This window comes from Microcoleus sp. Pol1C5, assembly GCF_036701115.1.
In the GTDB taxonomy this organism is placed as follows: Bacteria; Cyanobacteriota; Cyanobacteriia; order Cyanobacteriales; family Microcoleaceae; genus Microcoleus.
In genome coordinates, this window is the sequence record NZ_JAUBQE010000025.1 from 43,467 (window position 1) to 64,105 (window position 20,639).

General features: G+C 46.4%; 19 protein-coding genes. 9 read left to right on the top strand and 10 right to left on the bottom strand.

From position 1 onward, the window contains the following. The first annotated feature begins 217 nt into the window (after positions 1 to 217). Positions 218 to 517, top strand: coding sequence for a hypothetical protein (locus QUA23_RS15415; RefSeq protein WP_333076785.1), 300 nt, complete (start codon positions 218 to 220; stop codon positions 515 to 517). Between the two features lie 335 nt (positions 518 to 852). Here QUA23_RS15415 and QUA23_RS15420 read toward each other — a convergent pair whose 3' ends face one another. After that, positions 853 to 2,601: a hypothetical protein gene (locus tag QUA23_RS15420; protein WP_333076784.1), complete on the bottom strand. Its 1,749-nt coding sequence runs from the start codon at positions 2,599 to 2,601 to the stop codon at positions 853 to 855. An 80-nt stretch (positions 2,602 to 2,681) separates the two neighbouring features. Continuing rightward, a complete protein-coding gene (locus QUA23_RS15425) occupies positions 2,682 to 2,849 on the bottom strand; it encodes a hypothetical protein (protein WP_333076782.1) in 168 nt (55 codons plus the stop codon). Between the two features lie 126 nt (positions 2,850 to 2,975). Between QUA23_RS15425 and QUA23_RS15430 the strand changes: the two genes are divergently transcribed. Further along, complete coding sequence (locus tag QUA23_RS15430) at positions 2,976 to 3,206, top strand: hypothetical protein (protein ID WP_333069764.1); 231 nt, start codon at positions 2,976 to 2,978, stop codon at positions 3,204 to 3,206. A 50-nt stretch (positions 3,207 to 3,256) separates the two neighbouring features. Further along, positions 3,257 to 3,469 (top strand): hypothetical protein, encoded by a 213-nt coding sequence (locus QUA23_RS15435; protein WP_333076781.1) that lies wholly within the window; start codon positions 3,257 to 3,259, stop codon positions 3,467 to 3,469. A 561-nt stretch (positions 3,470 to 4,030) separates the two neighbouring features. Here QUA23_RS15435 and QUA23_RS15440 read toward each other — a convergent pair. From QUA23_RS15440 to QUA23_RS15455, 4 genes are all read right to left on the bottom strand, one after another. Then, the gene (locus QUA23_RS15440) at positions 4,031 to 4,453 is read right to left on the bottom strand and encodes an MgtC/SapB family protein (RefSeq protein ID WP_333076780.1); all 423 of its coding nucleotides are present in this window, start codon (positions 4,451 to 4,453) and stop codon (positions 4,031 to 4,033) included. Between the two features lie 82 nt (positions 4,454 to 4,535). Further along, positions 4,536 to 5,192 carry a hypothetical protein gene (locus tag QUA23_RS15445; protein WP_333076779.1) on the bottom strand — a complete coding sequence of 219 codons (657 nt, stop codon included), beginning with the start codon at positions 5,190 to 5,192 and terminating at the stop codon, positions 4,536 to 4,538. Between the two features lie 244 nt (positions 5,193 to 5,436). Then, positions 5,437 to 6,402, bottom strand: coding sequence for a BadF/BadG/BcrA/BcrD ATPase family protein (locus QUA23_RS15450; protein ID WP_333076777.1), 966 nt, complete (start codon positions 6,400 to 6,402; stop codon positions 5,437 to 5,439). A 201-nt stretch (positions 6,403 to 6,603) separates the two neighbouring features. Then, positions 6,604 to 6,960 carry a zinc ribbon domain-containing protein gene (locus QUA23_RS15455; protein WP_333070452.1) on the bottom strand — a complete coding sequence of 119 codons (357 nt, stop codon included), beginning with the start codon at positions 6,958 to 6,960 and terminating at the stop codon, positions 6,604 to 6,606. 215 nt (positions 6,961 to 7,175) lie between these two features. Between QUA23_RS15455 and QUA23_RS15460 the strand changes: the two genes are divergently transcribed. After that, positions 7,176 to 7,502, top strand: coding sequence for a phasin family protein (locus QUA23_RS15460; RefSeq protein WP_333036214.1), 327 nt, complete (start codon positions 7,176 to 7,178; stop codon positions 7,500 to 7,502). A gap of 278 nt (positions 7,503 to 7,780) precedes the next feature. Further along, positions 7,781 to 8,368: an FKBP-type peptidyl-prolyl cis-trans isomerase gene (locus tag QUA23_RS15465; RefSeq protein WP_333076776.1), complete on the top strand. Its 588-nt coding sequence runs from the start codon at positions 7,781 to 7,783 to the stop codon at positions 8,366 to 8,368. A 93-nt stretch (positions 8,369 to 8,461) separates the two neighbouring features. On the opposite strand, the gene dnaB is transcribed toward QUA23_RS15465, so the two are convergent. From dnaB to QUA23_RS15480, 3 genes are all read right to left on the bottom strand, one after another. After that, on the bottom strand, positions 8,462 to 9,787 hold the full coding sequence (gene dnaB / locus QUA23_RS15470; RefSeq protein ID WP_333076774.1) for a replicative DNA helicase: 1,326 nt from the start codon (positions 9,785 to 9,787) through the stop codon (positions 8,462 to 8,464). Between the two features lie 167 nt (positions 9,788 to 9,954). After that, positions 9,955 to 10,413: a 50S ribosomal protein L9 gene (gene rplI, locus QUA23_RS15475; protein ID WP_006634794.1), complete on the bottom strand. Its 459-nt coding sequence runs from the start codon at positions 10,411 to 10,413 to the stop codon at positions 9,955 to 9,957. Positions 10,414 to 10,647: 234 nt separating this feature from the next. Further along, positions 10,648 to 15,747, bottom strand: a complete 5,100-nt coding sequence (locus tag QUA23_RS15480; RefSeq protein ID WP_333076773.1) for a PAS domain-containing protein — start codon at positions 15,745 to 15,747, stop codon at positions 10,648 to 10,650. A 619-nt stretch (positions 15,748 to 16,366) separates the two neighbouring features. Here QUA23_RS15480 and QUA23_RS15485 point away from each other — a divergent pair. Further along, entirely contained in the window at positions 16,367 to 17,206 is an 840-nt protein-coding gene (locus QUA23_RS15485) for a glycosyltransferase (protein ID WP_333076771.1), read from the top strand. 2 nt (positions 17,207 to 17,208) lie between these two features. On the opposite strand, the gene gloB is transcribed toward QUA23_RS15485, so the two are convergent. Further along, positions 17,209 to 17,982: a hydroxyacylglutathione hydrolase gene (gene gloB, locus QUA23_RS15490; RefSeq protein WP_333076770.1), complete on the bottom strand. Its 774-nt coding sequence runs from the start codon at positions 17,980 to 17,982 to the stop codon at positions 17,209 to 17,211. Between the two features lie 223 nt (positions 17,983 to 18,205). On the opposite strand from gloB, the gene QUA23_RS15495 reads away from it, so the two are divergent. The 3 genes from QUA23_RS15495 (at position 18,206) to QUA23_RS15505 (ending at position 20,633) form a co-directional block, all read left to right on the top strand. After that, positions 18,206 to 18,409, top strand: a complete 204-nt coding sequence (locus QUA23_RS15495) for a hypothetical protein (RefSeq protein WP_190659093.1) — start codon at positions 18,206 to 18,208, stop codon at positions 18,407 to 18,409. A gap of 200 nt (positions 18,410 to 18,609) precedes the next feature. Continuing rightward, on the top strand, positions 18,610 to 19,611 hold the full coding sequence (gene galE, locus QUA23_RS15500; protein ID WP_333076815.1) for a UDP-glucose 4-epimerase GalE: 1,002 nt from the start codon (positions 18,610 to 18,612) through the stop codon (positions 19,609 to 19,611). 92 nt (positions 19,612 to 19,703) lie between these two features. Next, entirely contained in the window at positions 19,704 to 20,633 is a 930-nt protein-coding gene (locus QUA23_RS15505; RefSeq protein ID WP_333076769.1) for an alpha-1,2-fucosyltransferase, read from the top strand. Positions 20,634 to 20,639: the final 6 nt, after the last annotated feature.

Consider the following 20,639-nt stretch of genomic DNA (forward strand, 5'->3'; position numbering starts at 1 on the left):
TTCCCGTTCAGCAACCGTGTAATTCCCCAGCCTGTAAATAGGAAAATTGCTTAATATTATGTTGACGATCGACTTTCTTCTCTCAAGAATAACTAAAGCCTTCAACATCTGCTATAAAAGGCTGACATCCGCACTCAACAGCAATGATTTGCATCCTGTCTGCTGGCAATCGCTGCCCTAGATTAGCTACAGCCAACCTCAACCTTTAAAGAAAGCTATGGGATATTTGATTGGTGCGATCGTCCTCGGAATGTTAATTTGGGCTGGGTTCGAGATTGTCCAAACAATCCGCAATTGGGAAACGAATCCCGAAGAGACCACCAGCAAAATTCAAGCTGAAATGGTCCAAGAAACATATCGCGGTCAATTTGGTGCCGATGCGCTGGAGGGAGGGAGTCAAGCTGTCGGAAACGCACTCCACGCCGGCCAGTGCGCCGCCGAAGCAGCAGCTTGCGAAGCTGCTCCAAATGCGATCGGTCATGTGGTAGAAGGCTTGTTGCACGTTCTACACCATTAATATCGTGTCTGCTAGCGTAAGTTGTGCAAATGTTTTTAATGCTGTAGCGGCGGGTTTTACCAATAATATTTACCCACACAAACAATCTCCTAAACCCGCCCCCCACAACTAATAACCTATATCAACCTTGACTTTTATCAAAGGGAAAAAATGTACATTCAGGTTTACCGTTAAGCGGCGGGTTTAGGAGATTATTAGTTTTTGGCGTAGATAGTTGGTAAAACCCACCCCCCTACCATCGCCCAAATCATACAAAAACCAACCAATCCCCAATGATATAAAAACACAAAATGAATGGAAAAAGCCATTTAAAATTTTCCATTCATTCTCAATTTTTACGCTTTCGGCTCAACCCAAACCGTCATCCCCTCAACCCTCAAACCTTTGCCGCGAGTGCCGCAATATTGACCGTTAGCAGTAACAGGAGTATCGCCCACATTCTGGATGTGAGCCGTATAAAATACGTCGTATTTATCAGCTTGCGGCCCTGTCAGGCGGGCGGCAAATCCCTCAATGCGCTTGGCTTTGCCCCGGAAACCGGCCAACTCCCCTTCTGAGATCCAAGCAGTATCGCCAACTCCTTCAACGTGAGCCATGTACTGCAAATTTAAACCGGCAACGGGAGGCTCTATTTTAATTTGAAATCCTTCGACGCGGCGGCCTTGAGCTTTAGTACCCGCATATTCTCGATCGCTAAAAGTTCGATCGCCAATTCCTTGAATATGCGCCAACACTTTTAAACCCACAGGCGCCACTGTTTGGGAACTCGCAGACGGCGCGATCCAAACTTTGATGCCCTCTATTCTCAAAGCTTTGCCGCGAGTGCCGCAATATTCGCCGTTGGAGGACACGTCGGTGTCGCTGATATTCTGAATGTGAGCGCTATAAAATACGTCGTACTTATCAGCTTGCGGCCCGCTCAACCGCACCGCAAATCCTTCAATTCGTTTCGCTTGACCCCGAAAACCCGCCAATTCTCCCTCGCTAAGCCAAGGAGTATCGCCAACACCTTCGACGTGAGCCATGTACTCGACATTTAAGCCGGGAATTGGCGGATCGATATTAATCGCAAATCCTTCGACGCGCAGCCCCCGCCCCTTAGAACCCGCGTATTCTTGAGCACCGAAAGTTCGATCGCCAATTCCCTGAATGTGCACCAAAACTTTGATTCCCAAACCGCCCTCTACAGGAGCTTGTTGAATGTCCCGAGGTGCCCCAAAGACAATGTTCCCGGAATCGGTTGTCTGAAGAGACTTAGGTACTTCCACGCTGGGAACAATAATCACCTCGTGCATGGGGACAGAAGGTGCGGGGGATTCCAAAATCTGGATTTGTGGCGCAACTGTAACTTGTTTAGGTGCCACATTTCCTGACGGGATGACAATCACTTCTGGCAAAGGTTCGGCGCTGATTTTTTGTTCGGGCGCTGCTTTAAATGCGGGTTCGACTTTTGCAGGTGCTGCTTTTACCATCTCAGCAATGGTTAATTTGCCTCTGGAAATGGCTACGGCTATTTGTTTGCCAAAAGCGGCGCTGACTGTTTCTTCGAGAATTACCCACTGTTCGTCATCTAATTTGTCTTGCTGTTCCACCAGGGCGAGCACTGCTGAAACTGGGTGTTTGCCGCTGATTAAGGATTCTGCGTCAGAATGCAGTTGAGTTGGGGTTGATTCGGAAATCGCGCGCTGCAGTTCGCGGGCTTTGGCATGAACTGATTGTAAGGGTGCGAAGTCGCTTTGTTCGCGGTGGGCGATCGCCAATACTCGCTCGATCACTTTCAATGCTGCATCGCGAATTTCTGCTTTACCTTCGGAAGCTGCGGCAGTCTCGACTAAGTTTTGAATGTCTTTGAGGGAAGCAATTTCCCCCGGTGCGATCGCGGATTTGTTGAGTTCGAGAGCTTGTTTTTGCACACCTGCAAAGTTGCGGCTGTAGGCTGCTACTTCTTGCAGCAAGCTGTCAGAGGGAGGAAGGCCGGAGTCTTGCAGTTGTTTTGCTGCTTGGGAGAGGCGATCGGCCAAATTAGCATAAGTTTCCGATAGTCGGGCTATTTGTTGTAGCAAATCTTTATGAGCTAGTTCCATATGTCTTGCCGTAAATATTTAACTTGCTGATTATAGACGTTGAGCGTCTTCTGAAGGTAGAAGGCAGTAGTCATCAGTGATTAGTCCCAGGGAAAAAGAAAAATGCTTCCCCTCTCCGGCTCCTCCACTCGGACACTCTCCGACTTCCCCATGCAGACACCCGGACACTCTCCGACTCCCCAGTCTCCGACTCCGCCTCTGGCATCCCCCGCGTGATCGCCGTCACAACCGTGCAAATACTTAGTCACACTCTCCGACTCCGGTTGTCACGAGTGCCCCGTAACAATGTCACAGATATCGAGCAATAGCCGTCACTGCTGATCCTGTGAAAACAGTTGATACTGATGCTTGAACCAATAAAACCCCGAAGTGTTATGGTACTAATTCGCGATCTCGCCCAGCAAGCTCTGGCTCTAGGCTATCTAACCATTGAAGCCGAAAATCAACTGCGGCGGATGTTAACTACCACCACGTATGACTTAGAAGACTTAAATGCTTTTATGGCTTTGCAACTAGCAGCTATGTCCGGAGGAGTGAAACAAGAGTCTCGCGAGCTGAAAAAATTTGAAATCTTTGGCGAGACGGCTTCCGAAACTTCCTGTTAGTAACTTGTTTGCTTTTGATTAGTTCAAATTTAGTAAGGGAAATTTCTACCGTGCAGATTCGTGAAGTTGTAAAACAAGCTATTGCCGCTGGATATCTGAGTTTGGAAGCGGAAAATGAAATGCAGAAGATTTTTTCCTCAGCCAAGTGTGATTTGGAAGATTTGAATGCTTTTATGAGCTTGCAGTTAGCTGCCATGGCGGGTCGCGTAAGGCAAGAGTCTTTGGAATTGATAAAAATGCCAAGTTTTCCCGAAACGAATTAACTAGCTTTATTCATTCATGTGGTTTCAGGCAAAATAAATATTAATTAATCAATTTACTAAAAAAAGTTTATTTAAGAGTTAATTTTTCTAAGGTATAACTAATTAATTTTACCACTCTTGCTATCTTGCTTCACTCGGTAGTAAGCCAATCAACTCTAATTTAAATGATTTTTAAAATAAATGTTTAAGTTTGTAGGCAGGACTTAGCTCCTCAAAGGCAAGGCGGGAATGACCAGACCTATCACCCTGTTTGCCGACTAACCGTCGATCATTATGATTCAAAGGTTATTTCTTGTTATATCAATTCCGGTTGCACTCCTTATGATAGGTTTGAGCAACTTTTTCACTACATTGACAGGTCTGGCGGGGAGGATCGCCAACAATTTATGATAAGTGATTAACTCGAATTGGTATGAAAAAGCTAATATTATTTACCCTCGATTAATCGCAATCAAATTGGTTAGTAGTGAGACCGTGAACCTTCATCAAACGAGTTGGTAATTTCGGTATCACTAGCAACATCGTAAGGTTATTTTGCCAAATTTAATATACTCCATGAAACTATTTCCTACGACTCCGACGCTCTAGCTCTTTTATTACTCTCAGAACAAACAGCGACATTAAAGCGCCAATCAATGCCAGTTGCCACAACCCGCATCCTGCCGCAGTTCCTAAAGCTGCTGATACCCAAATAGCGGCGGCAGAGGTGAGTCCGTGAACTTCAACTTTACCTATTTCCTCTTGATTTTGCCGCAGGATTTCTCCGCCTCCCAAAAACCCAATCCCGGCAGCAATGCCTTGAATTACGCGCGCTACAGCATCTCCTCCGTTTTCATTTTTACCAATTGCCAGCGGCATTAAAACAAACAGTGCAGAACCCATACTAACTAGCATATGAGTTCTCAATCCCGCTGGTTTGTTTCTGAGTTGGCGCTCCCATCCAATAATTCCGCCAACAAACATGGCTAGGCACAACCTTAACATTATGCCTAGCCAATTATCGGGAGACCACAAGTTAGCGATCGACAATGTTTTACTGCAAATAATTAATCCGAAGATTCCAATATTAGCGGAGTACGATGTCCGATCGCAATCTTACTGCTAAATCTTGTTCCGGGCGAATCACGAGTACGTCAACGCTGCGCCGCCCCAACAATACTCCAGCTAAAGCGCCGATCCCAGCGCCTCCTAATACTTCTTCCGTGGCGATGGCTTTGTCGCCGGTAATGCCTGCTAGTGCTGCTGCTGCTGCTGCACCCAAGGCTGCACCTTGGGCTACTGAACCTGTACCAGCACCTTTTTGGACTCTTTCGGTTCGGGTAATAATTCCCGAATAGCCATCAATCCGATAGCGTTGGCGGCGGCTGATAATTAACTCTCTGGCAACAAATTGAGTACCACTTTGATTGCCTCTTCTGACAGGTTGCAGTGCCCCGACTATCTGGCTGCCTGCGGGGATTAATACTCTGCCTTGAGGTGTGCGGATGTCTCGCGCTACTGTTAAAGTTAAAGGTGCAGTTTCTTCGCGGGTGACAATTATTTTGTCTTTTTCATAGCTAACTGGAATTACACTGCCCGATGGAATTCGGATGCTATCAAATTGGGAAATTCGTTGTTGAGCTTCTGCGGGATTAGCTACCACTAGGGGCGCGCTGGTTCCAACTGTAATGCCCAGTGAGAGGATTGCTGCTGTTGCTGAACGCCATTTTTGAGAAGTAATCATATAAATTGTCTCCTTGCTTCGGTTTTTGTTTACTTAGGAACGCACTACTGCTAAATTTGTTTCTTGTTTCGCATTCATCTGATGTTTTGATTATGGCAGGCTTGAATTCTACCAGTTGGGAAGATAAGGTCGATAATCCAGAAGTTGAAAATTTAGAAAAATCGAGAAAATCGGCAATACAGGGGCGATCGGGAAGATAAGGAAGATAGTCAAAAGTCAGCATTCAACAGTCAACAGTCAACAATTAATTGTTGAGAGCGTTTAAGGCTAACAATCCAGCACCGAAAGCTGGTTCGTATCGGGGCGAAATTACCTTAGCTTTTGGGGCGATCGCACTTATTGCAGCTTCAAACCGACCTCGGCAATTTGCCTCGCCGCCCCACACACCTCCTACGAGCACAATTTCAAATTCTTCTGTTTGGTTAAATAGCGCTGAAATGGCTATTTTTGTTGAATAGATTAATTCTGCCACAGCATTATTGATAATGCCGTCAGCGACGCGATCGCCCTCTGCTGCTGCTCGATCGACTATCGGCGCTAAAGTTGCAATTTCTTTGACTCCCCAACCGCGCCCGTAAACGACTTCTACCAATTCTTCTAGGTTATTGAGGCCTAAATGCTTTTGAAATTTTTCGGCAAGCAGGGTAAAATCTTCGCGTCCGTCATAGAACTTCAAAGCAGCTTGCAAACCCTGAATGGCGATGTTATATCCGCTGCCTTCATCGCCTAAAATATATCCCCAACCGCCGACTCGTTTAGTTTTCCCGTGACGGTTTTGCCCGAAAACAATCGAACCGGTTCCTGAAATAACGGCGATACCCACTGGATGACCTGTACCGCCAGCAAGTGCGATCGCGCAGTCGCTGCAAATTACTATATTCCTGGGCAAGAACGATCGGGTTACTGGTAAAGTATTTGTCAACTGCAAGTTCTGCACTACAAATTGCACTATTTCACGATCTTTTGGACGCCCGACACCTGCTAGTCCCACACCAATTGCTTCTATGTTGAGATTGCCTACTGCCTCGACCTGAGCGGACAGAACTGCTCGTTCGATCGCCAATTGGATGGATTGTTTTGCTGTCTCAATTCCCAGGGTTTGATAATTTGACGGCCCTGCTTCACCCCGTCCTAAAACAAGGTGGTTGTCATCCATTAAAAGGCAGATAGTTTTAGTGCCGCCGCCGTCAATGCCGAATACATAACTCATGAATAATTTAGAGAATAATAGAGCAACCCAGATTAACAGAGATATCTCTATTCTAGGCTTTGTACAATCCGAGTGAACAGAGATGTTGCACCATTGTCAATAAGCCTTTTATGAACAGGCAAGATGCCTGTTCCACAAGAAAATCTACTCTTTTTGGAACAGGCATCTTGCCTGTTATTGAAAATGGTGCAAGATGTGAGATTAAATCGACAGAGCAATGCTAATAATAATTAAACCTAATAAAGCTAACCAAACGAGATGGCGCTGACACCAATTTTTGATTGATTGCGGCCAGCCGCTGCTGATGTAATGGCTCGTCTGTGGCACAAGTGGCTCAGCTCGATCGTGATAAAGCGTGCATTCTTTGGCAAAGGGACGCTGCGGGTAGTTGCAAGTGTCGTCTTCGTGATAAATACAGGTAGGGCAGAGAAATTCTTCGGGTTTCGATCGATAAAGAGGGATACCCGGATGACCGAAAGCTTTGAGGGGGATTTTGCAGTGTGGACAGGCGAGCGCTTGGGCGTCTACAGGTTGGTGACAGCGGGGGCAATCAGGCATAGACAGCAAGGTTATGGGGTAATGTGGTGGGTAGGCTCATTAGCGGGTTTTCCGAACGCCGATTAGCGCGATCGGCTCGCCATCAGGCGGCTGGATGCTCCAAAATAGAAAGGTAGTTGTGCGCTGATGTAACTTTAAGTTTACAGATGGTTTCGCAGCGACAGCAGGCGACCTGAGCCGATCGGGTATGAAAGGGCAAACATTAGGAAAAATCTATGGATAACAATAGCAACTTACTCAAACAACTGGTAATGCTGGGCATTGGTACTACCTCCCTGGTGGCAGAGAAATTGCAGGAAGTCAGCGAGCAATGGGTCAAAGATGGCAAAATCAATTCCGAGCAAGCCAAAACCTTTGTGGATGACATGACCGAGCACCTCAAGTCTGAACAAGGCAATTGGGATACGCAGTTACAGCGGCAACTACGGAATATGCTGCAAGATATGGGAGTTCCCCGACAGTCCGAAATGGATGAGTTGCGGGGAAGGCTCGATCGTTTGGAACGTCAGATGCGGGATTTAGAAAACCGTAACTGGCGCTGAGGTCGATCCTCTTCGAGGGCTTCGCTAACGCCCGCGAGGAGTTCGCTGCTATCTTGTGATAAAATTGTCACCCAAAGGCAGAAGGCTAAAAAAGGCACTTATGTAGAAGCCACTTATGTAGAATTACAAACATTCTGACTTCATACTTTTGCCTTTAAAATTATCTGAAACCTGCCGTTTTTTGGTGGAAAAGTTCAGATAACATTTGGTAGTTCTTGTTGTACTAGATGTCTTAGATATCTGAGATATCGCGGTTAAAAGTATCAGGAGGATTAATTTTGCGAGGAGTTCTAGTCAGCTTGGGGGTAATGCTGGTTTGCTTTTTGTTTTTGATAGTCGCTCAAATGGGCGGTTCTGGGTCCCAAGCAGTTGCCGCCGAATTGAACAATCTTTTACCCGAGACTGCTATTGAGAAGTTGTCAGCACAGTCTTTGAATGAAAATAACTTGCTAGTAGCTGATGCTACTTTACCGAAGGTACCAGCTACTATCGCTGGCAATAACATGACTGATAATACTGAGAAAACTGTCACCACCGATTCCGGTCTGAAATATGTGGAATTGAAACAGGGTGATGGGGCGACTCCAAAAACCGGCCAGACAGTTGTGGTACACTACACTGGAACTTTGGAGGATGGCACGAAGTTTGACAGTTCGCGCGATCGCAATTCTCCTTTTCAGTTCAAAATTGGCGTAGGTCAAGTAATTAAGGGTTGGGATGAAGGTGTCGGTACGATGAAAGTTGGAGAACGCCGCAAGTTGATTATTCCCCCTGAACTCGGTTACGGTGCTCGCGGTGCGGGCGGGGTGATTCCTCCTAATGCTACGCTGATTTTTGATGTGGAATTGTTGAAAATCGCTGGCTAGGTAGCTCAAAACCTAATTCAACGTAAAACTTTTACGGTGTTTAGAAACCCGGTTTTTTTAAGAAACCGGGTTTTTGGGTATGTTCTGGTGGATTTACGATCGCTTCGGAGATGCCAGATTGCGAAAGCAGGTAAATTGGGCGTCAAATAATAGTTTGATGATTCCTGTGGGGCCGTTTCTGTGTTTGGTAATAATTACTTCTGCAATTCCGCGATCGGGCGAATCAGGGTTATAGTATTCATCGCGGTAGAGCATAATTACTAAATCCGCGTCTTGCTCGATCGATCCGCTTTCGCGTAAATCAGACATCATGGGCCGCTTGTTTGTCCTCGCTTCCACACCGCGACTCAACTGAGATAAGGCAATAATCGGCACGTTGAGTTCGCGGGCTAAACCTTTAAGACTTCTGGTAATTCGAGATAGTTCTTGCACGCGGTTGTCGCTGGTACCTTCCATTAATTGCAGGTAATCTAGCAAGACTAATCCTAGGGTTCCGCCTTGTTCTGCTTGGAGGCGGCGGACTTTCGATCGTATTTCTGTGACGGTAATATTGGGAGTATCGTCAATAAATAGGGGTAGTTCTGATAAATTGCCAATGGCTGTACTGATTGGTTCCCATTCGTTTTGACTGATTCTACCCGATCGCAATCGGTTACTTTCTATTTTGGCTTCGCTGGACAGGATACGCTGCACTAGCTGTTCTTTCGACATTTCTAAGCTGAAAACGGCAACCGGCAATTTTTGCTGTCCAGCGGCGATGTGGTGGGCGATGTTGGTACAAAAGGCCGTTTTTCCCATCGCCGGCCTAGCTGCAACGATGATTAAATCCGATCGCTGAAAGCCTCCTGTCATAGCATCTAAGTCATAGAAACCGCAGGGAATACCGGGAAGTGTCAGGCCTTCATTGCGATTTTCTAGGTCTTGAAATGTTTGGTTTAATGTTTCGCCGATCGACACTAAATCCTGTTGTGGGCGTTCTTGAGTTATGCTGAAAATTTCTTGTTCGGCGCGGTCTAAGACTGTTTCTAGCGGTGTTGCCGTCTCGTAACCTAATTGTACTATGTTGTTGCCAGCTTCGATTAATTTGCGGCGCTGATATTTGTCTTCAACTAAAACTGCATATTGGTCGATGTTGACTGCGGAAACTGTGCGATCGACTAATTGTGCTAATTTAGTTAGTCCTCCTACTTGCTCTAACTGGTTGCGGTCTGTTAGCGCCGTTGTTACCGTCATTAAATCGGTAGGTTGACCCTGTAAAAATAGCCCTAATGCCGATCGATAAATGACTTGATGAGCGGTGATGGCAAAAAACTCCGGTCGCAGCAGTTCGGCAATTCGGGAAATAGCTTCGGGGTCAATTAAAATCCCGCCCAAAATTGCTTCTTCTGCCTCTATATTTGTCGGCATCAAATCGCTCATTAGTCAATATTTCTCAGTCATTAGTTATTACTTGCCAGTTATTAGTCGTCTGTTCTCAATCTGTCAGGAAGGTGTTACTCACTTCGCAAGTTAGCAGTGCTTAGTTGTTAGCTAATGACTAATGACTAACAACTAATGACTGATGACTGATGACTGATGACTCTTAATTACATCGGAACAACTTGAATATCAACTTCGGCGGTAACTTCTGCGTGTAGTTTGATTTCAGCTTTGTATGTACCAGTTTGGCGAATTTCGGGCAGAGTGATGCCGCGCCGATCGACTTCTTGACTGGTAGAGTTGAAAATCAGTTCTGCTACTTCTTGGTTGGTGACAGTACCAAAAATCGCGTCAGCTTCGCCAACTTGCTTGGAGATGATAAAAGGCCCAGCCGATTGGAGGGCGGTTTTGCGGACTTCAGCTTGCTGCTTGAGCTCTAGCTGGCGCAGTCTTTCTTCTTCACGGCGGCGTTCTGCTTGCTTCAGAATGCCAGGAGTGGCTCTAAATCCCATTCCTTGGGGTACTAGGTAGTTGCGGGCGTAGCCCGGGGCTACTTCTACTACGTCGCCAGCTTTACCGAGTTTGCTGACATCTTTATTTAAAACTAATTGGACGCGCTTGGCCATGATCGTGGGTTCTGGGATTTTAACTGCAACTTTTTATAATAGCGAAGTTTGAGGGGCGATCGCAAGGAAGTTCGGCAACGGATGTAACGGATGTAACGGATGGATGTTGAGATTGGAGGTTCCAGCGAAGAAACAGGAATAATATTTTTAACAAGCAAATTCAGTTTTAAATTACGCAAAAAGGGGGTGCTGTAATGAGCCAAATCAACTGCAGTGCCATGTATTACCTAGCACTCAGGCTTTATTTTCAAGGCGCTGGGCGACGATCGATCGCGCTACAGTAGCAACTAACTGGGTCGGATCGATCGGCTTGGCTAAGTGTTTGTCAAATCCGGCTTGCAAAACTTGGCGCTCGTTCGCTTCTCCAGCATAGGCCGTTAAGGCGATCGTCAACAACTGCCGATACTCAGGCGCAAGCTGAGTGCGGATGCGATTTATCAACATATATCCGTCCATCTGGGGCATTCCAATGTCGCTGACGAGCAAATCCGGTGCAGTTTGTTCGATCGACTGTAGCGCCTCAGCACCAGATGACAGCGAAATAACCTCTGCACCCGCTTCCTCAAGCACGAAAGCGACAAAATCTCGCGAGTCGAGTTCATCATCTACCACCAAAATTCTCAATCCAGCTAGCGGCAAGGATGGCATATCGGGACTAGCAGCTCCATGACGTTCTTCCTCCCCCTGCCTTCTAGAATCATCATTTAATAGCGGTAATCTCACCGTAAACGTCGCTCCTTGACCTTCTCCGGCGCTTTCTGCAAACACGGTTCCGCCGTGAAGTTCGATCAGTTGGCGGACGATCGCCAATCCCAGTCCCAAGCCTCCAAATTTGCGCGTTGTAGCGCCATCTTCTTGTCGGAAATGGTCAAAAACATAAGGCAAGAAATCGGGAAGAATACCTTTACCCGTGTCCGTGACTTGAATTTGAGCTTGGCGTGCGATTTGCGCTAATCGAACTTCAACTTGACCGCCTTCGGGTGTGAATTTCACCGCATTTGATAACAAATTCCACACAATTTGTTGCAAGCGACTTGTATCGCCGAGAACTTGCCCGACATCGGGATTTAATATTGTTTGAATTTGAATTTTTTTAGCTTCGGCTGCTAATTGCACGGTTTCCACGGCAGACGGAATAATGGTTGCCAGATTCACCGGAGCAACATTCAATCTGAGTTTTCCTTGCAGAATCCGAGACACGTCAAGCAAGTCTTCGATTAATTGAGATTGCAGTCTGGCGTTGCGCTCGATCGTCTCAAAGGCCTTGGCAGTTTGAGCCGGCTTCAGCTTGCCGCCGACGAGCAGTTGCGACCAGCCTAAAATCGGATTTAAGGGCGATCGCAACTCATGAGAAAGCACCGCCAGAAATTCATCTTTAATGCGGTTAGCTCGCTCGGCTTCCGCGCGGGCAGTTTGTTCTAATTGGAGAACCATATCGCGCTCGGTTTCCACTTGTTTGCGCTCTGTAATGTCGATAACAGAGCCGATATAACCCTCAAATTGTCCCCTTTCGGAAAATCTGGGAGCCGCCGCATCGATCACCCAAGAATATCCGCCATCCTGGCGCCGGAGGCGAAATTCTACGCGGTACGGTTCCTGGCGTTCGTTGGCGGTCAAGAACGCATTTTTGGCCTTTTCTCGGTCTTCTGGATGCGCCGCGTTTACCCAACCCAATCCCAAACCTGTTTCCTCAGTTTGACCTGTGAATTCATACCAGGTTTCGCTCAAGAAAGTGCAATAGCCTGTGGAGTCTGTTACCCATACCATAAATGGAGCATTGTTAGCCATATTGCGGAATCGTTCTTCGCTTTCTTGCATCGCTGCTTCTGCTTGTTTGCGTTCTGTGATATCCCGACAGACAATCACTCCGCCTTTGATTTCGCTGCTAGCATCAACTACTGGATAACCGCTGATACTGATCCAGCGACCTTCGGAATCTTCGCGGCGCACAAATACCTCTACATCATTGACATATTCACCTTTGATTGCTCTGGCTAGAGGTAGTTCAGCGTTGGGGAAAAGGGTTTTTTTGTCAGGCAAAAATAGTCCGTAGGTGCTCGACCATTCCTCATGGGATTTTTCATTCGATAGCGGGCCGAATATGCTTGCGGCGGCTCGGTTAAACAACACCAACTCCCCTTGTTGGTTGGCGAGAATCAAACCGTCACCAATGCTGTCAATGATTACTTGCAATAACTTAGTTTGTTCTTGCATGGCGACTTCTGCTTGTTTGCGATTTGTGATGTCGCTGGAGATGCCAATCAAGCCGATGACTTCTCCCGCCTGATTGCGGTAGGGGGCTTTCATTACCAGAAATGTCCGAATGCCATCGTGAGATTCTTCGAGGACTTCTGTTTGTCCAGACTCCATAATGCGCCGATCGTTTTCCGTGACTGTGACTGCAAGTTCTGTTACTGGGTATAAATCCAGATCGCGACCACCAATTACTTCAGAAGCAGGTTTGCCCATTATTTCCAGCGTGGCTGGATTTGCATAAATAATCCGTCCTTCTCGATCTTTGACAAAAATTGGCGTGGGTGCTGACTCGTTAATTACGTTCAAAATCGCATTCTTTTGCCGCAGTTCTTCTTCAGTGCGTTTGCGATCGCTAATATCGCTCCAATAAGCCGTAAATCCTTCGGCGGCTGGATAGGCGCTCACTTCTATATACATTTGGAGCGACGGCGAAAACTCTTCAAACTTGACAGAAACTTGCTCGTTAACGACTCGATGAAATTCTTGATATGCCCTCGAATTAGATTCTTTCTCGGCGGGGAATACCTCCCAGATCGATCGACCTAGCAAGTCTGATCGAGAGCGAGAAAGCAATTTTTCTGCTGTGGTATTAACGTAGGTATAGCGCCATTGTGAATCGATAGCCATAAAGGCATCAGTAATACTTTCTATAATATTGCTGACTTGCTGGGAGGCCGCTAGCACCGCGAGTTCAGCGTTTTTGCGATCGGTGATGATTTCGCAAAAAATCATGATGCCGCCAATCTCATTGGTATTGGTTCGCCAAGGGTGAATTTCCCACTGCACCCAGTCGATTAAGCCATCAGGCCGGGGAAACAGATCTTCTTTGCAGAGTTCGACTGCTCCCGCCAGACAGCGCTGGTGGATTTGTTTGAAACGATCGGGCAAATTGGGAAAGATGTCGTAGTGCGATCGACCCACAATGTTTTGATCGCCGAGCCCGTAACTTGATAGCCAGCGGTCGCTCACCAGCATATACCGCATCTGGCGGTCAAACATCGCCACCCCCGCAGGCGAATGTTTAACGAACAGCCGCAGTTGTTCTTCCTGTTGCCGCAAGCGATTCTCTGATTGTTTGCGATCGCTGATTTCTTTGAAAAGTAAGGCGACTTTTCGGCTGTGTGGCTCAGGAGTGCGGAACGCCAAAACCTCGAACCAGCGGTTCATGACTTCCGAGCCGTGCTCGAAGCGCAAGGACTCCCCCGTCAGCGCGACTTTGCCGTACATCTCAAACCAATAATCTTCGAGATCCGGAACGAGCTGCCGCGCCGTTTTACCCGCAGGTTGTTCGAGTCCGGTTTGTTTCAAGAAGGCCGGATTGACTTCCAAAAAGCGGTAATCGATCGGCTTTTCGTTGGCGTCAAACAGCATTTCGATGATGCAAAAACCTTCGTCTAGGGACTCAAACAAAGTGCGATAGCGTTCCTCGGAACGGCGCAAAGCAGCAATAGCTTGTTTCCGCTCGCTAATATCCATAAACGCCGCCACACAGCCACGAACTGCACCCTGCTCGTCAAATAACGGCACCGCATTCACCAACCAATCAAAGGCAACCCCATCCTCGCGCACCATTTGAATTTCCATATCTCGCACTTGGACGCCGGAAGCCACGGCTAGTTGCATGGGCAGTTGTTCTCCGGGAATTTCTTCTCCGTTGCGGAATCGTCTAAACGGAAGGGCTGCGGCTTGCTCTCCGGTTCCAGAAACATTTGTATCGGGCGGCACTATCAACATCGACTGGGCAAACCGGTTAGCACGAATTACTTGACACTGTGGGTCGTCGGCGATCGTAATACCGACGGGTACAGCATCAAGTATCGATTGCAGTTCATTAACTCGTCGCTCTAGTTCTTGGTTGAGCCGTTGAATTTCTTTTTTGGTAGCTTTGCGTTCGGTAATTTCATGCACCGTCACATTCACGCCCAAAACGCGATCGTCCTCGGCTTTCAGCGGATAGAGACTCAACAGCCAATCCTGTTCGACTCCCGGCTGTGCTGAGTTCGTCCTGCGAACTTCGAGCTGTTGAAGTGGAACTTTAGTTTCAATAACTTGTCGGTAAAGCGGCTCTAAATCATCTGCCATTTCTGGCAAGATTTCGCGCAATGTTTTGCCGATGTGGGCGGCGGCTGGAACTCGGTTAATTTCTGCGAGGCGATCGTTGAGGCGCACAAACCGCAACTCAGTATCAAGGAAGCAAAGTCCGATCGGCGCGCTAGCATAAATCGCCTCGATTTCTGCTAGTTGTTGCTGCACTGTTTGCGCTTGTTTAACAAAAGCAGCCCGAGCCGCTTTCTCCTCGGTGACATCTTGAAAATAAACGGCAAGTCCCGAGGCGATCGGATAGGCTCGTACCGCATACCAAGCATTGAGCGGCGGATAAAAAGATTCAAAACTAACCGTAACTTGGAACGTGGCGGCGTTGCGATATTCCTTTTCAAACAAACTGCCCACTGATTCGGGAAACTCTTCCCAAATGCTGTTGCCAATCAAATCTTTCGAGGGTCGATTCAGCCACCGCGCTGCTTGCGAATTGAGGTAGGTAAAGCGCCAGTCTCGATCCAAAGCAAAGAACCCGTCGGAAATACTTTCGAGGGTGTCTGACAGTTGTGGCGCGGGCGCGTTACAGACTGGTTCGGGCTGAGGTTGAGCGATAGGAGTGAAGGTTGTTACTACCGCATAGGGAGTCGATCGATCTCCCTGAAATAAAGGTTGAGAATTGAGCGTCAACCAAATCAATTCTCCCTGTGGCCGATCAAAGCCCATGATGACATTTAAACAAGGTTGCCCGGTTTGCAGCGCCACCATCGCCGGATGCGTCTCGCCGGGAAAATCCGACCCATCTTCACCCACAGTCTTCCACCGACTGTTGATTGAAGTGCATAAAAGCATCTGTTCTGCTGTCATCCCCAACAGATCCTGGGCGTGACAATTGCAGCCCTGAATGCTACCGTCTGCCAATTGCAGAAGCATCCCTACATCGGTTGGCCAAGGCGCGGCTCGGTAGAACACTTTGTTAGAATCCGTTGAAACAGATGGGTCGATTTTTGCTTGGGGTTCAGTATTGCGTGGGTTTTGCATCGGTTTCTAACAACGCTCATTTTACTTTTGGCAAAGCAAATCGCGATCAATAATAGGGAAATAAGCAGAGGAACTTTTGATTTGAGCAGGGTGACACTTCAAACCTAAGATGGATGTCGATCATTCTGCGGTAATATCGATCTCTAGACAATTTATTTTATCGTAGAGTCCCACGTCTGAACCAGTCGCGGGATTGAGCACAGGCGACGGGGAATTTTCTGGCTGTTTCAAATGGCAGGTTAGTCCATCTCATTATTTTTCGCGTTGCTGCATATTACCAATGGCTGTTGCTCGTTTTCGGGTGCGAACAGATGGTACTTGCACACAGATAAATAAGTAGATGAAGCTTGCAAATACATAACCCCTCTCTCGCAGCGAGTGAAACGAAGCAATCGCTCTTGTTATCCCCGCCTTACATTCTGTTACATTGTAAACTTTATTTGCGCCTAACTACTTAGAATCCCCGTTTGTTTGTGTAAATCTAACCGGAAATTTAGGCAATATTTTGTTCGTCTCAACGGTAAATGGGCGATCGCATTTACCTGAATACAGGGTCGCCTACTTGCTCAATTCCCAACGTTTGTCTCACCTTTGCCGTTCATCTCACAAACTTAATCCTATGCACATATTCACAGCAGCCGATCGCACCTATATTCTGGGGTTAGCAGCACTTCTCAAGTCTGTAGATCTGAATATTAGCCAATCTGGGGAGGAGCCGGTCAAAATTAGCGTTGTATCTACCAGGATATATTCACAGCAAAAGGAACAGTTACAGAATTGCTGCAAATACCAGATTGAATGGCAAGAATTGCAATCTAATTACGGCCAACTTCTTTCGATATCAGGTTCTAAACTTCCTTACGTTAAATTGGAGCCGCGAAAATATACCAAAGAAACAGAAAGGCTGATTTGGCTCGACAGCGATACGATCGTTCTGGGCAGCTTAAAGCCGCTGTGGAACCTAGATTTTCAAACTCTGCCGATAGCAGCAGCCGCCAACTTCTGGGGAAATCCCAACAATTATCTAGATCCAAACCCTTATTTCAATAGTGGTGTTTTAGTTTACAACATGAAGCTTTGGGAGGAAGAGCAACTGTCGGAAAAGTTGCTCCAAAATGCTAGAACCCACGTTTGGGGCGATCGCGATCAAGGTGCATTAAATTCTGTTTTAGTGGGAAGGTGGAAGCAATTAGACCAAAGATGGAACAACCACAATACTGATGATATGTCAAGTAAAGTGATGCACTTTATGTCAAGACCAAAACCGTGGGAAAGCACTGCCCCCAATCAATTATGGCTTGATATGTTGTCTCAGACACCGTTTAAGGACGAACTAGAAAAAATTCCAAATAAGTTTAAGGGGCTGTCGAGCTTTCACGTAAAATACCAAAGACTTGACAGGTGGTTGAGCGAACCGATACTCAAGTTTAAGAGTTACCTGAAACAAAAAAAACGTTAAGGTCAAAATTGGTCTTTCATGCCGCGCAATCGAGCGAAGGTTTGCACTGGATCGGAGGTGTTGGCTGCTGATTGCAGGTTGGGAAAATCCCAGCGCAAAAATGGGTTTGTGCTTTTTTCGAGGCCGATCGATGATGGTATTGTAGGTTGCGATCGACTCCGCGCTTCCTTGACTTCGGCAAAGCGCTGCTGTAAATCGGGATTGTCGCCATCCACAGTCAAGGCAAATTGCAGGTTGTTCAGCGTGTATTCGTGGGCGCACCAGACTCTCGTACTATCGGGCAAGTTTCGCAGTTGCCCCAGAGAGGCTAACATTTGGGCGGGAGTGCCTTCTTTGAGCCTGCCGCAGCCTCCTGCAAATAAGGTGTCGCCGCAAAACAACTCGCCTGTTTCGCTGGGGTTGCTGGGGGGGAAATAGTAGGCGATGTGAGCTTTTGTGTGGCCGGGTAGGAAGAAGACTTCGGCGGTTCTGTTGGCAAAAGAAACTCGATCGCCCGCTTGTAAAAACACTTGCTGTCCGGGAATTCTGCCTCGGTCTTCTGCGCCACCGTAAACTTTAATTTGGGGAAAGCGATCGATCAGTTCCTGATTGCCGCCTATGTGGTCGCTGTGGTGGTGGGTAATGAAAATTTCGGTTAATTCGGCTCCGAGTGCTTGCAGTTGCTCTAATACTGGCTGCGATCGTGCTGGATCGACGACGGCTGCTGTGTGGCGATCGGGGTCGTGCAGCAAGAAAATGTAATTGTCGGAGAGTACCGGAAGCCGATAAACCTGCATAGAAAAGTGCCTCTCTCGGAAAAATATTATATAATTAAGTTAGCCAGAACGCTATCCGAAGGCTGATTGCAGATTTATTAAGTCCGCATATCTATCTTGGGAAGTAAAACTCTGATACGTTATTTCTGCTATTGATCCAAGTGATTTACGGTTGGTACGCAATATTTTTGGGTCAAGAACTGCAATCCACTTTAATTATTTTAGCGTAAAAGCGATCGAATAAATGCGAACATCTCACAACAAATCGAACTTAACAATTTCTCAAAAAGTCGATCGGATTGTAGCGTCTGGTAAGATTACTCGCCGGGAACATTTAGTTTTGACTTCGGCTATCCTGTCAGATGATAAAATTTCAGAAGAGGATCGACATCAGATTAATCGCATATTTGATTATATCCAAATTGGTCGCCTCAAGTTTATCGATTGAATAGAAAGACTTGCACAGTCAGCATCTATCTGGAGTGTAAAAAGCGTTTTTTAGGAGTGCGATCGTCCCGTCTCGCACAGCAAAGCCTATATATTTCGCTTTAATTCTCCGGCTCACGCGGAGTGTGAAAGCGTCAGATGTGGAAGTCTCAAATTAACAAGGCTATTGGCAATCCCAGCTACAAAAACAGGCAGAAGAAAATGAGTGCAGAAAAACAAACTATTTTGGTGACGGGCGGAGCTGGATATATTGGCTCTCACGCGGTATTAGCGCTGAAAAACGCCGGTTACGGTGTGGTGATTTTGGATAATTTAGTTTACGGTCACAAAGATTTAGTAGATCGGGCTTTGCAGGTGGAGTTAGTAGTTGGCGACACGAACGATCGCACTCTCCTAGACAACTTGTTTGCTACGCACAAGATTGATGCTGTAATGCACTTTTCTGCTTACGCTTATGTGGGCGAATCTGTTACCGACCCAGCTAAATATTATCGCAACAATGTCATCGGTACTATTACGCTTTTGGAAGCAATGCTCGCTGCTGACGTGAAGAAATTTGTGTTTTCTTCTACTTGCGCGACTTACGGTGTACCGCAGAAAATTCCTCTCACCGAAGACCACCCACAAAACCCGATCAATCCCTACGGTGCTACTAAGTTAATGGTAGAACGGATTTTGTCTGATTTTGACGCTGCGTACGATTTCAAGTCTGTTTGTTTCCGCTATTTTAACGCGGCTGGGGCTGACCCTAATGGGTTGTTAGGAGAGGATCACAATCCCGAAACTCACTTGATTCCGCTGGTGTTGTTCGCTGCTTTGGGAAAACGAGATTCGATCGCGATTTTTGGCACGGATTACGATACTCCTGACGGTACTTGCATTCGGGATTACATTCACGTTAACGATTTGGCATCTGCTCACATTTTGGGATTAGAATATTTGTTAAATGGTGGCAAATCTGATTTCTTTAATTTGGGCAATGGCGGCGGGTTTTCGGTGAAAGAGGTGATAGAAACGGCTCGCCAAGTGACTGGAAAAGAGATTAAGGCTGTTGAGTGCGATCGGCGTCCTGGAGACCCGCCTGCTTTGGTTGGCAGCAGCGAGAAAGCCATCAAAACCTTGGGTTGGTCTCCAGAATATCCCGACATTAAGAACATTATCTCCCATGCTTGGCAGTGGCACCAAAAGCGTCACAGCTCTTAGTATGTAGGGTGGGCATTGCACACCTTACCATTACACCAAAGTTTGATTAAATTGTTGTGGGGTGGGTTTCCCGCCCGCCCCAAAAATACAATATGCTAATAATATCTGCTAAGTCGGGGCAACTCGGAAATCGACTGCTGCTTTTTGCTAATTTTATTGCTTGGTCGATCGAGCATAATTTGACTGTTCTAAATCCGGCTTTTGACGAATATGCAGAATTATTTGTGGGAACCGCGGGGGATTTTTTGTGTTGTTATCCTCCTCCATGTTTTACCGCAGCAGGCAACAACTTTGTCAGAAGTAAATATTATAATTTTATTAAGTATTTAAGCAACAAAAAATTATTAAAAACGCAAGAAATAACCAGAAAAGAACCTTTTAGCTGGCTAAAATATCAGGAGATAGAACAAATCAAGCAGGGTTCAATAGTTTGTTTTCAAGGCTGGCTGTTTCGAGATGGCTGGTTTGTAGAAGATGTTTCCAAGTTACACAAGTACGCCGACCCGATTAGAGCCTACTTTGAACCATTAGAGCGATATAGAATCAATGTAGATCGTTTGATATTGAATTTAAAAAATAACTCTGATATGCTCGTCGGAATTCACATCCGCCAAGGGGATTATGCTCAGCATCAAAAAGGGAGGTACTTTTACACAACTGAGCAATATTTACAAGTCATGAATTCTGTGGTAAGGCTATTTGAAGGAAAAAAAATTAAGTTTTTGATTTGTTCTAATCTTCCGCAAAATCAGAGTTTATTTGAAAATTTTAACTGTGGATTTGGCAGCGGTCATTTAATTGAAGATATGTATGCTCTGGCTGAGTGCGACTATGTTGTCGGACCGCCTAGCAGTTATACTATGTGGGCTTCTTTTTATGGAAATAAACCTCTTTACATGATCGTAAATGTCAATAAAACAATTAACCTGAAAGATTTTGTACATTTTTATGAATGGCAAGGAATTTTTCACTATCGAGATGACTGGAGTGAGAGCTTTTGGGAGTGGACACACGCTCGGTAAATAAGT